At 32.3% G+C, this 12,806-nt stretch carries 12 protein-coding genes and 1 tRNA gene; 6 read left to right on the top strand and 7 right to left on the bottom strand.

Annotated features, from left to right (window positions below; genetic code table 11):
• Positions 1 to 127: 127 nt before the first annotated feature.
• Together HA141_RS07405 and HA141_RS07400 are read left to right on the top strand one after the other, a co-directional pair.
• Positions 128 to 1,363: an amidohydrolase family protein gene (locus tag HA141_RS07405; RefSeq protein ID WP_209118422.1), complete on the top strand. Its 1,236-nt coding sequence runs from the start codon at positions 128 to 130 to the stop codon at positions 1,361 to 1,363.
• 36 nt (positions 1,364 to 1,399) lie between these two features.
• Positions 1,400 to 2,755, top strand: coding sequence for an FAD-binding oxidoreductase (locus HA141_RS07400; protein ID WP_209118420.1), 1,356 nt, complete (start codon positions 1,400 to 1,402; stop codon positions 2,753 to 2,755).
• A 5-nt stretch (positions 2,756 to 2,760) separates the two neighbouring features.
• On the opposite strand, the gene HA141_RS07395 is transcribed toward HA141_RS07400, so the two are convergent.
• From HA141_RS07395 to murA, 4 genes are all read right to left on the bottom strand, one after another.
• The gene (locus tag HA141_RS07395) at positions 2,761 to 3,984 is read right to left on the bottom strand and encodes a bifunctional folylpolyglutamate synthase/dihydrofolate synthase (RefSeq protein WP_209118418.1); all 1,224 of its coding nucleotides are present in this window, start codon (positions 3,982 to 3,984) and stop codon (positions 2,761 to 2,763) included.
• Between the two features lie 11 nt (positions 3,985 to 3,995).
• Positions 3,996 to 5,171, bottom strand: a complete 1,176-nt coding sequence (locus tag HA141_RS07390) for an aspartate aminotransferase family protein (protein WP_209118416.1) — start codon at positions 5,169 to 5,171, stop codon at positions 3,996 to 3,998.
• A gap of 5 nt (positions 5,172 to 5,176) precedes the next feature.
• Positions 5,177 to 5,258: transfer RNA gene (locus HA141_RS07385), tRNA-Leu, on the bottom strand.
• 524 nt (positions 5,259 to 5,782) lie between these two features.
• Positions 5,783 to 7,153, bottom strand: coding sequence for a UDP-N-acetylglucosamine 1-carboxyvinyltransferase (gene murA, locus HA141_RS07380; RefSeq protein ID WP_209118414.1), 1,371 nt, complete (start codon positions 7,151 to 7,153; stop codon positions 5,783 to 5,785).
• Between the two features lie 158 nt (positions 7,154 to 7,311).
• Here murA and HA141_RS07375 point away from each other — a divergent pair, with 158 nt between their 5' ends.
• The 4 genes from HA141_RS07375 to HA141_RS07360 are packed head-to-tail and all read left to right on the top strand — an operon-like array spanning position 7,312 to position 11,261.
• Positions 7,312 to 8,187: a TrmH family RNA methyltransferase gene (locus HA141_RS07375; protein ID WP_348535327.1), complete on the top strand. Its 876-nt coding sequence runs from the start codon at positions 7,312 to 7,314 to the stop codon at positions 8,185 to 8,187.
• Between the two features lie 7 nt (positions 8,188 to 8,194).
• Positions 8,195 to 9,634, top strand: coding sequence for a dihydrolipoyl dehydrogenase (lpdA, locus tag HA141_RS07370; protein ID WP_209118412.1), 1,440 nt, complete (start codon positions 8,195 to 8,197; stop codon positions 9,632 to 9,634).
• Between the two features lie 12 nt (positions 9,635 to 9,646).
• Positions 9,647 to 10,534 (top strand): indole-3-glycerol phosphate synthase TrpC, encoded by an 888-nt coding sequence (gene trpC / locus HA141_RS07365; RefSeq protein ID WP_209118410.1) that lies wholly within the window; start codon positions 9,647 to 9,649, stop codon positions 10,532 to 10,534.
• Between the two features lie 55 nt (positions 10,535 to 10,589).
• Positions 10,590 to 11,261, top strand: coding sequence for a hydantoin utilization protein A (locus HA141_RS07360; RefSeq protein ID WP_209118408.1), 672 nt, complete (start codon positions 10,590 to 10,592; stop codon positions 11,259 to 11,261).
• Between the two features lie 5 nt (positions 11,262 to 11,266).
• Here HA141_RS07360 and sodX read toward each other — a convergent pair whose 3' ends face one another.
• From sodX to HA141_RS07345, 3 genes are all read right to left on the bottom strand, one after another.
• A complete protein-coding gene (gene sodX, locus HA141_RS07355) occupies positions 11,267 to 11,530 on the bottom strand; it encodes a nickel-type superoxide dismutase maturation protease (RefSeq protein ID WP_245157314.1) in 264 nt (87 codons plus the stop codon).
• Positions 11,531 to 11,611: 81 nt separating this feature from the next.
• Positions 11,612 to 12,085: a superoxide dismutase, Ni gene (gene sodN, locus HA141_RS07350; protein WP_209118406.1), complete on the bottom strand. Its 474-nt coding sequence runs from the start codon at positions 12,083 to 12,085 to the stop codon at positions 11,612 to 11,614.
• Between the two features lie 78 nt (positions 12,086 to 12,163).
• On the bottom strand, positions 12,164 to 12,736 hold the full coding sequence (locus tag HA141_RS07345) for an FKBP-type peptidyl-prolyl cis-trans isomerase (RefSeq protein WP_209118404.1): 573 nt from the start codon (positions 12,734 to 12,736) through the stop codon (positions 12,164 to 12,166).
• Positions 12,737 to 12,806 lie beyond the last annotated feature (70 nt).

Raw genomic sequence — 12,806 nt, 5'->3', positions numbered from 1 at the left:
CACATTTATAAATTTAACAACTCAAGGGTAATTTTTCATAGTTATTTTTATCTTTTGGCGAAATTTGAATTATTTTCTAATTCAGTAAAGTTTTCTTATGATTTAAAATAAAAGAAAATTAAAAAATTTGAGTAATTCAGGTATGGCTGAGGTTCTTATTCCTAGAAGCCTTTGTTTAATAGAAGATATAGATAACCTCATTATTGATGTAGAGGATTTATGTTCAGTTTCCATTAGTTGGGAGGATGGATTTGTTTCTGAGTTAAAGCCTTTAAAAAATAAAGTTACAAAACCAAAAAATATTTTATTCCCAAGATTTGTTGAAACGCATTCGCATTTTGATAAATCATTTATATGGGCAGACTTTCCTAATATGAAATCAGACTATGGAGGAGCATTATCAGTAAATCTTGAAGAACATAAAACTAGAACCACAGATAAGGTCCTTGAAAGAGTTGAGAAATCATTAAAACTTGCTATACAAAATGGATATCGAGCTATTAGAAGTCATATTGATACATATAAAAGTCAATCTATTGATATTTGGATTGAACTGTTTAAATTACAAAAAAAGTTTTCATCTGAGTTGACTCTACAATTTGTTGCTCTAGCTCCATTGGAATTTTGGGATACTTCTAATGGAGAAGAGTTGGCAAAAATGTTTTCCTCCAATGGAGGCATTTTAGGAGGAGTTATTGTACCCCCTTTCAATAAAAAAAATACAAGCAAATTTCTCGCAAAGATGCTTCTTCTTGCGAGTAAACATAAATTAGAAATTGATTTGCATATAGATGAGTCAATTATCGAGCCTGGAGCAGGAATAAAAGTTTTATTAGAAACAATCGAAAATTTAAAAATTGATAGTATTCCGATTACTTGTAGTCATTTGAGTAGTCTTATTTCTCTAAGTCATAGAGAGATTTTATTTTTAGGAGAAAAAATGGCTGAGAAAAATATTAAGGTTATTGCTTTACCCCTAACAAATTTTTGGCTGCTCAATCGAAGTGATAAAACTACATCATTAAAAAGACCAGTTGCGCCTATAAAGCAATTACAAAAATCACATGTGGATGTATCTCTGGGCAGTGATAATGTTCAAGACCCTTGGTACCCATTTGGTAATTTTGACCCTTTTTATATGTTGTCTTGCTCGATACCTATGCTTCAACTAAATCCTTGGGAGAGAATGACTCTATCTTCTATTTTTTTAGCTCCAAGCAGACTATTAAATTTAAAATGGGATGGTTTAATTAAAAAGGGTTGCCCTGCTGACTTTGTAATTCTGGATGCACAAAGATGGGCAGATGTTTTTTCGACTAACTTAAAGAGAAAAGTATATATAAAAGGCGATTTATATTGCTAATCGACTAATTTATATATAAAACAGGAAATTTTATTAATGACATCAAATAGTCTTAAATTTTTAGACAAATTAAGGGAAGTCAAAAACTTAGAGATTATTGAAAGCCAATCCGACGTAAAAAGACTTTCAAAAGATTTTTATAACTACTCTCCAATCCTTACTGAAAGATTAGACGAATGTATTGCTGATTTGGTGGTAAGACCTAGTGATCATAATGCTGTGAAGAAAGTAGCGAAAATTTGTTGGGAATTTTCTATCCCGCTTACTTTACGGGGTTCAGGTACAGGCAATTATGGTCAGGCTGTTCCATTGTTTAAAGGAGTTGTAATGCAGATGAGTTACTTCAATAAGTTAGAAGAATTTGATCCAAATACAGGTTTTGTGAAAGTACAGTCTGGATGTGTCATGGGAGATTTGAATAAACAATTAGAAAAATATGGAAGGGAATTAAGGTTGCTTCCTAGTACTTGGAAAACCGCTACAATTGGAGGCTTTATTGCAGGTGGGTCAGGAGGCATTGGCTCCATTAGGTGGGGATTTTTAAGAGATCCAGGGAATCTTATCGGTTTAGAGGCAGTGACGATTAATGAAAAACCCGATTTATTAAAATTTGATGCTGAAGAATCCGAACCTTTGAATCATGCTTATGGGACTAATGGAATAATTACTTCTTTATTACTTGCTACTGATATCAAACGTAAATGGTTTTCAATTGTTATCGACTGTATTGAATTTGAAAAAACAATAGAAATATTAAAAACTCTTACAAGCGCCGCAATTGATCTGAAACTAGGAGCAATTCTTGAAGAAGAAATTGTAGATCAAATGCCAAAATGGTTTAAAAATAACTCAAGAAGTCACAAGGTATTAATTCAATCTACTCTTGGAGGAACAAAAACGATCGAATTGATTTGTAAAAAATTCAAAGTTGAATTTACCCTCCTTGGGGAAGAAGAAAAACTCATTAATGGAATTTCTGAAGTTGTATGGAACCATACTACTCTTCATATGAGGTCTAGGGATAAAAATTGGACGTATTTACAGATGCTTTTGCCACTTAATAATGAACTAGAGTTAATTAATTTTTTGAGAAAAAAATGGGGTAAAAAAGTTCTTTGGCATCTAGAGGCAGTTTCTCAACAAGGATCACCGCGATTAGCAGCTTTGCCTGTATTAAAGTGGAATGGGATAGATGAATTAAATGAAATAATGGCAGATTGTAAGAAACTTGGTGCGTTTATTTTTAATCCCCATGTTTTAACTGTCGAAGGAGGAGGCTTAGGAGTGGTTGACTCAGATCAAGTAAAAGCGAAATTAAAATTTGATCCTAAAGGGCTACTAAATCCAGGCAAATTGGCAGGCTGGGAAATAAAGGAAAAATTTAATATTTAACCTTTCTATTTTTTTGCAAATTTAATAAATTCAGCAACTAAAAAAATAGAACCTGTTAACACAGGATGATTATGTGGCCATTTTTCTAGGGAAAATAAATAATTAAGGGCAAGTTCAAATGTTTTAAATTCAAATGTTTTTTGAAAGTCAATTTCTTTAATCTGAGAGAGATCGTTTAATTGCCAACTTGGTTGGTTTGGAACTGGCACAAGTAATAAGTGATCATTTTCCTTTAGAAGAGTTTTTAATATTGCGTAAATATCTTTTTGTCTTTGGACACCTAAAATCCAATAAATTCCTTTATCTTCATTCTCCCAATTCCTTCGCTCATGAGAGAGTGCTTTTGCAGCGGGATAATTATGCGCACAATCTACAAGAATTTCTTTGTTCAAATAATTTATTATCTCTAGCCTTCCTTTCCAGGCTGTCTTTTTAAGACCTTCAGATATGTGTTTTTCTTTAATATTAAATCCCAAATTATTCAGAGCTTCAATTGCTCCAACAGCTACTGAGGCATTTTGCTTTTGGAAAATCCCTTTTAATCCAAGTTCATAGCTTTTCGAAATTGAATCTTTCCAGATGATTTCCGCTCCAACCTCTTTAACTTTTTCGTTTATTAAATTTTCAACTTCACTATTTTGCTTGCATGAGATGACAATTGAGTTTTTTTCAATAACTGCTAATTTTTCTTTGGCAATTTTTTCAATCGTATCTCCAAGAAATTCTTTATGGTCTAGGCCAATTTTCCCAATAGCAATTATTGGTCTATATTTATGGGCTGTTGTCGCGTCTAATCTTCCCCCTAAGCCAGCTTCAAGAATGAGCAATTCAACTTTTTTATTGTTGAAAAAATTTAGCGCGCAGCAAATGATTTTTTCAAAAGGAGTTAATTCAAATGTTGAAAATTTTTTTTCTATTAAGCTATAGATTTTTTCAAAATCAGTTTTGTTAATATTTTTTTTATTAACTCTTATCCTCTCGCATACGTCCAAAAGATGAGGCGATGTCGTAACGCCAAAATTCCTTTTAGCTTCAAAAAGTATACTTTCTAAATATGCTGCGATTGATCCTTTCCCATTAGTTCCAATAATTTGTATCGCTGGAATATTCTCGCAAGGATTTCCAAGTTTTTGAAGTGCTTTTTTAATTCTTGATAAACCTAACTTGATATTATCCCTTTCATATTTAGGTGATAATAATTCAAAAATTTTTAAATTTGCATTTTTCAAAATTTAAATTGCTATAACTCTCCAAAAATTAAATTTAGCTTATCCAAAAGAATATTAATTTCTCTTCGAGATATAACTAATGGTGGGACAATCCTTACAACGTTCCCTCCTGCCGGAACTACCAGTAACCCTTTATCAAAAGCTTTTAATGTAATTTTCTTTGCATCAGCATAATCTTCATTGATCACAAGACCTTGTATTAAACCTAAACCTCTTTTTCCGGTAATAATATTTGGAAATTTTTTTGACAATTCTTCAAATCCAGCACTTAATTGTTCCCCTCTTAAATAAACATTATTGATAAGATTTCTTCTATTTATTTCTTCTAATACAGTTAGGGCAGCTTTACATGCGAAAGGGTTCCCCCCAAATGTGCTTGCATGATCTCCTGGATAAAAAATATTGGCTTTTTCTTTTACTAATAATGCTCCAATTGCATGACCTCCTCCTAATCCTTTAGCAAGGGTGAATCCATCAGGTTCAATTCCTAAATTCTCATAACCCCACATTTTCCCAGTTCGACCTACTCCACTTTGAACCTCATCTAAAATTAGAAGAGAATTATATTTATCACATATATCTCTCAGGCTTTTAAAAAATATTTTACTTCCAGGAATTACGCCACCTTCTCCTTGTATTGGTTCAACTAAAACGCCTGAAATTTTTTGATCATTATTTTCACACTCTTCAAATAATTTTTTTACCGAATCAAAATTGTTAAATTTAAAAAATTTGAACCCTTGAATCAATGGTTCGAAGCCTTTTTGATATTTGGGCTGTCCAGTAGCACTCAATGCTGCCAGCGTCCTTCCATGAAAGCTGGATTCTGCTGCGAGAATAATTGATTCTTTACCCTTATTTATTGTATTACCATATTTTTTTATTAATTTAATTGCTGATTCATTAGCTTCAGCTCCACTGTTGCAGAAGAAGACACTTTTAGCACAACTCATATTCGTTAAAGTTCTACTTAATTGTTCTTGTTCTTCAATGTTGTAGAGATTGGAAATGTGCTGAATCTTTCTTAGTTGAGTTGATAGCCTTCTTCTTAAAACTCTATCGCTATGTCCAAGACTACAAGTTGCTATACCAGCGACTGCATCAAGATATTTTTTACCTTTTTTGTCCCATAGCCAACAACCTTTTCCCTTTTTGAAAGATATATCAAATCTACTATAGGTATTCATCAAAGTGGGAGCGGTCGGACTTGAACCGACATACCCGAAGGTGCCGCATTTTGAGTGCGGTGCGTCTACCAATTCCACCACGCTCCCAAGGCTTTTGCAAAAATGAACTTTTTTATTATAACAAAAATCAACCTATTGACTATTGTTTTGGTCAAGTAAGAGTGATCAAGAATACGTTTTTTAATAGCTAATCTTATCGTTAAAAACATAGAATTATATTGATTGAATTTGCTGAAGAAAAATAAAATTAAAATGCACTATTCACATATATGATACAATTATGTTGCAAATATCCAGCTAAAAACTTATTTTTGAGAGCCAAGCTTCATATTTAGTAATATTATGTTATAATTAAAGAAAAAACAAATGACTAAAATTAAAGCAAAAAAATTATCTTTACAATTCGTTCCCTACCTCTTCATTGTAGTCACTATCTTGACAACATTTGGATCTAATATCGGAACATGGGCATGAATGATCTCAAGATTAGTGGTTTAAATAAAATTTGGTCTAGTCGTTTCTTGGTATTATTCCTCATATTTTTAGGTTGTATTTCACTCATTAATATTGCTTACGTTTAAATATTTAATAAGACCCATGCATTTTTCAATTTAGGCTGCTCTATATCGAGGAATATCTGAAGGGTCTGAACTAGTCTTGAATTCCCTATTTGTCAAAGTTTTTTTGTTAAGCTCTCTTGTTATTTTAATACCTAATATTTTTAGTTTTGATTCAAAATTTTCATAACCTCTATCCAAATGCTCTAAACCATAAATTTTACTAGTGCCTTCAGCTATAATCCCAGCAATTATTAATGCAGCTGAAGATCTCAAATCAGATCCAACAAGATCCATTCCCTTAATTTTTTTAACACCTTTGATATGGGCTATATTTTTATTTAATTTTATATTTGCCCCCATTTTGTTAAGTAAATGAACATGGTTCATTCTGTTTTCGAAAATTGTTTCAGTTATCTTTGATTCACCATTTGCGATTGCCATTAAAGTTGTAAATGGTGCTTGTAAATCAGTTGGAAATCCTGGGAAAGGAGCTGTTTCAATATCTACCCCTTTGATCTTATTACCCTGCATTGTAATTGAATTACCTTTAATCGTAATTTTACTTCCACTCTCTTGAAGCTTATTCGTGACAGCTTCAAGATGATTAGGAATTACAGGAGAAATTGTTATCGAAGAGGAAGTCGCAGCAGCAGCTATTAAAAAAGTGCCAGCTTCTATTCGATCTGGAATTACTTTATGAGTACAACCACGCAGCTTATTAACACCATCAATAATTATTTTTTCTTTGCCAGAGTCGTAAATTTTTGCCCCCATTTTATTTAGCATTTGGCATAAATCTTGTATTTCAGGTTCTCTTGCAGCATTCTCAATCGTAGTTCTTCCCTCCGCTAATGTTGCGGCCATTATTAAAGTTTCAGTAGCTCCTACGCTTGGGCACTTTAATTTGATGTGGGTGCCAATTAATCTTCTTTTATCTCCTTTTATATTTGCTTTGACAATTTCTTCTTCAATAAGAATTTCCGCTCCTAGTGCTTTAAGCCCGTTAATGTGCTCATCTATTGGCCTTGAACCAATATTACACCCTCCAGGTAAAGGGACTTTAGCCTCTCCAAATTTACCTAATAGTGGACCTATACAAAAAAAACTTGCTCTTAATCCATTAACAAGTTCATATGGAAGTTCTTTAATAGAAATATTTTGTGAGTCTATTTCTAATTTATTGTTTTTTTCTATTATTTTAACCCCTAAATTTCTAAGGATATTAGCCATTTTGTCAATATCAGTGAGGCGAGGAACATTCTGAAGAACTATTCTTTCATTTGTTAGTAATGATGCAGCAAGCAAAACTAAAGCCGAATTCTTCGCACCACTTATTTCAACGATTCCATTTAATTTGCCTTGGCCAAAAATCTTTAAATTTTGTGATTTAAGATATGACTTCTTTTTGCTTACGCAAATCATTAAGACTTAATTTATTAGATTCATGATGACAAACGAAAATTAGTAAGTCCACCCTATGTAACGTCTTGAAAATTAAATAAAATTGAAAATATATTTTTTATTTCTTGGAAAATAAAAATTTAATAAATAATTGATCAAAATATTTATGTTATTAAAATATAGTAGATAATGAACTTTTCAAATTACTCATAGAAAATACTTTTTTAAAAATAACTAGTAAAAACAATAATCTAGTTAAAAAATTTAGGTCATTTAAAAGCGGATCCTCTCGCAAAGATAAAGATTTTTTTTGTATAGAGGGGACTCATCTTATTGAGGAATTGCTGAAGTCTGGAAATTCTCCCTCCAAAATTTTAGTTACTGAAAAATGGCTAAAAAAGAACCAAAATCTTAGTAAACAGTTTGATGAATCATTATTAACTTTGGTCTCAGAAGAGGTTTTAGCTTCTGCGATTTCAACAGTTAATCCAGATGGCATCGCAGCATTAGTAGAAATTTCTTCAATACCTAATTATCAATTCAATAGTAAGAATGATTTTGTTCTTGTTCTAGATAGGATTCAAGATCCTGGGAATATGGGTAATCTTTTTAGAACTGCTTTAGCTGCTGGTGTTGATGCAATTTTTTTAGCTGGAGGTGCGCACCCATTAAGCCAAAAAGTATTAAGAGCATCAACTGGCGCTGTCTTTAATCTCCCATTTCAAAGATATGAGGGTACTGAAGAAGAAATAATAAATTCTTTATTAAAGTCTTTATCTGAATTATCAAATGAAGGATTTAAGATTTTTTCCACTAGTAGCTTTAATAAAATTTCAAAAAAACCTTCAAAACCATACTGGGAAATTGATTGGACTAAGTCCACTGTATTGATTTTGGGTAATGAGGGGCAAGGTATTCATAAAAAAATTCAAGAAGCTTTTAATGAAACAATTACAATTCCGCATAGTGAGCTTGTAGAATCATTAAATGTGGCTTGCGTTGCAGTTCCATTATTACTAGAACGAAAAAGAGTCACATACACATCTAATATGTAGATAAAAAGTGACTGATTCAAGTTTTGATTTTGATTTAATCGTTATAGGAGCTGGTTATGGAGGTTTTGATGCCGCCAAACATGCTGCTGGTAAGGGACTGAAAGTCGCAATAGTAGAATCTTCTGAAATGGGCGGTACTTGCGTTAACAAAGGTTGTGTCCCTTCTAAAGCTCTTTTGGCTGCAAGTGGTAAAGTCAGGGAAATAGCTGATTATGAACATTTAGCTAAATTCGGTATTCATGCTTCCCCAGTAAGGTTTGAGAGATCAAAAATTGCAGATCATGCAAATAATTTAGTTTTAAATGTTAGAGAAAATTTAACAAAAACTCTCAAAAGGAATGGAGTTGAAATTATTTTGGGGATTGGCAGAATTGAAGGAAATCAAAAAGTAGGTGTAAGAGATAAAAACGGAATTGATAAAATCTTTACATGTAAGGATATTGTTATAGCAACTGGTTCTTCTCCTTTTGTACCCCGTGGAATAACTGTGGATAATAGGACTGTATTTACTAGTGATGATGCGGTTAAACTTGAGTGGCTTCCAAGATGGATAGCTATTATTGGAAGTGGATATATAGGATTAGAATTTGCTGATGTTTATACCGCACTGGGTTGTGAAGTTACCATGATCGAGGCCTTGGAAAATATTATGCCAACATTTGATCCAGATATTACAAAAATTGCTAAGAAGAATCTTATTCAATCAAGAGATATAGATACAAAGTCAAATGTCTTTGCGACAAAAATAACACCTGGATGTCCTGTGACAATAGAACTGACAGATGCAAAAACTAAAGAAGTTGTAGAAACTTTAGAAGTTGATGCTGTGCTCGTGGCAACTGGCAGAAGTCCTAATAGTAATAACTTAAATCTTGAGTCGGTTGGAATCGAAACTGTAAAAGGTTTCATTCCTATAGATGATAAAATGAGGGTTAAGAATGGCGAGGAAATAATACCTAACATTTGGGCTGTTGGAGATGTAACAGGCAAACTAATGCTTGCCCATACAGCTGCAGCTCAAGGTACTATTGCTGTTGATAATATTTGCGGTGGCAACGTCGAAATAGACTATAAAAGTATCCCTGCAGCAACCTTCACTCACCCTGAGATCAGTTCAGTTGGTCTTTCTGAAGCTGAAGCTAAAGAGATATCTGTAAAGGAAAATTTCACTTTGGGAGTTGTCAAAAGTTTCTTTAAGGCAAATTCAAAAGCATTGGCTGAATTGGAGAGTGATGGAATACTCAAGTTGATTTTTAATAGAGATAATGGGAAAGTTTTAGGTGCTCATATTTTTGGTTTACATGCAGCTGATTTGATTCAAGAAATTTCAAACGCTATTTCAAGGAATCAAGATGTAATTGAATTATCTACAGAAGTTCACACTCATCCTACTCTTAGTGAAGTAGTTGAGGTGGCATATAAACAAGCTGCTTCTCAAATAAAATAATATCTAAAATTAATGGAGATAAGACGCAGGCCACCCAATCCAACTGTAAGGGTAGAAAATTTAGAATATGCTGTGCCTCATAGAGAAGCACAACCAAAAAATATTCTTGAAGAAATTGTATGGCATAAGGACATTGAAATTAAGAATTTCAAAAAAAAAGTTTCTTTAGAAGATCTAATAAAAAAAATTGAAAAACTGCCTCCCCCAAAAGATTTTTATAAAAATATCTTGGAGTCAAAAATAAAACCAGGATTAATTGCTGAAATAAAAAAAGCTAGTCCTAGTAAAGGAGTTATTAGAAAAGATTTTAACCCTGAAGATATAGCAATTTGTTATGAAGGATTAGGTGCGTCATGTATCTCAGTACTTACCGATAAAAGGTTTTTTCAAGGTAGTTATGAAATACTCGAAACTGTAAGGAAATCAACTAATCTCCCTCTTCTATGCAAAGATTTTATTATTTCTGCTTATCAAATTTATAAAGCAAGGGTATCTGGTGCTGATGCAATATTATTAATCGCTGCGATTTTAAGTAATGACGATTTAATTTATCTAAAGAAAATTGCTGATAACTTAAAGATGAGTGTTCTCGTAGAAGTCCATAACAATAATGAATTAGAAAGGATACTAAAGTTAAAATCTTTTAATTTGGTTGGAATAAATAACAGGGACTTAAAGACTTTCAAAACAAATTTAAAAACATCAATAGAATTGATGAATATTTATGCAGATATATTTTTAAAACAAAATATTCTTCCTATTAGTGAATCAGGAATTAATTCTTCCGAAGATTTAGAGTCGCTTAGATCTATTGGAATTAGGGGAGTATTAATTGGTGAAACTTTTATGAGAGAAAGTGATATTAAAAAATCTTTCAAGGAATTATTTAACTCAATTTAATTTTGACTTCAAATCGTGCTATAAAATTGAATATACAGAGTTGTACAGAATATATATGCAGGCTGTAATTTTAACAGGTATAGTTGCAGGATTTGTGCATGTAGTTAGTGGCGCTGATCATCTAATTGCAATGGCACCATCAGCGATTAATAATCCCCAAAAAGCTCTTAAAAATAGTTTCTCATGGGGCTTGGGACACTCTTCAGGTGTCCTCTTGTTAGCTTTTCTAGCGATTGTTATTAAGGATATTACGCCATTAAACAGATTTTCTAATATTGCCGAATTCCTAGTTGGAATTTCTCTTCTAATTGTTGGAGTATTTGCTATAAAAAATTCTTTTCAATTAAGTATCCACTCTCATTCCCATAAGCATTCTAATGGAATTGCTCATCGTCACTTTCACTTGCATGTTAAGGAACAAAAAAATAATAATAAGCACTCACATGCTTTGACTGGTTTAGGCTTGCTACACGGTGTAGCTGGAGGTTCACATTTTCTGGCAGTTCTTCCTGCTTTAGCACTACCTTTAATAAGTGCTTGCTTATATTTGATTTCATATTTGATTGGTTCACTAATAAGTATGAATCTTTTTACTTGTTTAATATCTTTTACCATCTTTAAAGCAAGTCAAAAATTTATTAAAAGATTAATAGCTGGAGCAGGAGGGCTTTCCTTTTCTTTGGGATTATTTTGGATTCAAAGAAGTGCTTCTGTTTTTTTGAATTAAATAATTTAAAACTTTAATATTTTCGACGTTACGATACCTAAAATTTTTTCATTTTGAATAAAGCCGAAAGATTTACTATCATTACTATATTTTGAGTTGTCTCCAATTACTTCAATACAATTTTCTTTTATTTGCTTTATTCTTTTAATTTGTATTCTGTCTTGTATCGGATGCCTAAAGATGACAACTTGACCAACCTTAAGATTAGATTTATTAATTAAATATTTTTTGTAAAAGACTATATCACCTTCCTTAAAGGTAGGTGACATTGAATTATTTACAATTTTTGCTACTTCTCTCAGCCTTAAAAGAAAAAGAAGAAATTCATAAAAATATTTGAAGTTAATAATTTAACTAGCTTTTACAAAAGCGTCTGATCTTCCTTTTGATGCCCAGAATATATTATGAATCTTTTCTACATAACTCATAAGTTCTTCAGCTTGAGCTAAATCAATATTAACTTTGCATGCACTGCATAATTTAGCCGCCTTCCAAATGGTTTCATGTAAGTCTGGATATGTTTCCAAATGAACAGGCTTAAAGTAATCTGTCCACAAAATTAGGATTTCTTTCTTTGTTTCTTTTGCTTGCTCTTCTTTAACTGCAACATATCTTGAAAATGTATTACTGTATGCAGCCCACTCTGCTGTATCAGTGCTAGAAGGGGCTTCTAATGCAATGAGTTTTTTTGTCATTGATAAAACTGCTTCAGCAGCAACTCTCGTAGAAGCTGGATCATAAACACCACAAGGCCCATCACAGTGAGCATGGACTGTCAATGGGGATTTTTTATCTAGAAAAGAATTGATGAATTTACTTAGCATTTCAAATATTTGATGTTGTTTATATATTACTTGGAGATTAACAAAATTGAAAAGTCTTAGATATTTTTCTTACCTAATTTAATTGACTTTTAATAATTCAACTTCAAATATTAAAGTTGCATTGGCAGGAATCACATTTCCTGCCCCTCTTGATCCGTAACCAAGTTCTGGAGGAATTGTTAATTGTCTTTTTCCTCCAACCTTCATACCTGCCACACCTTCGTCCCAACCTTTTATTACTCTTCCAGCACCCAAGGGAAAGCTGAATGGAGCTCTTCCGATACTTGTATCAAATTGTGTTCCGTCTTCTAGAGTTCCAGTGTAATTAACGGTAACTGTCTGCCCTGGTTTGGCTTCATCACCCTCCCCATTCACAATATCCGCAATAATTAGGCCACTTTCTGTAGTCCTTGAGTTGCTATCTAATGGTGTTTCTTCTGCCATAGCGAAAAGTATAGGGTTTGGATCTGATGGGTCTAATTCAAATAAATTATTATTTGAAACATTTGATGATTTTGCAACAGGTGTTTTTTGAACTGACTGAATTTCTGATTCAGTAGCATTAACAACTTGTGGTGAATTAAATTGACTGAAAAGAGTTAATGAAACACAGAAAACAAAAATTGCAAAACTAATAAAGACTTCTTTCACTTAGATTTTGAAAGTTACTAAATCTAATTTTACAGAATAAAGGTACAATAAATGGGTGATTATAAGTTTA

This window comes from Prochlorococcus marinus XMU1402 (genome assembly GCF_017696205.1).
Taxonomy (GTDB): Bacteria; Cyanobacteriota; Cyanobacteriia; order PCC-6307; family Cyanobiaceae; genus Prochlorococcus_A; species Prochlorococcus_A marinus_AC.
This window is presented reverse-complemented; position numbering and strand designations above follow the sequence as displayed.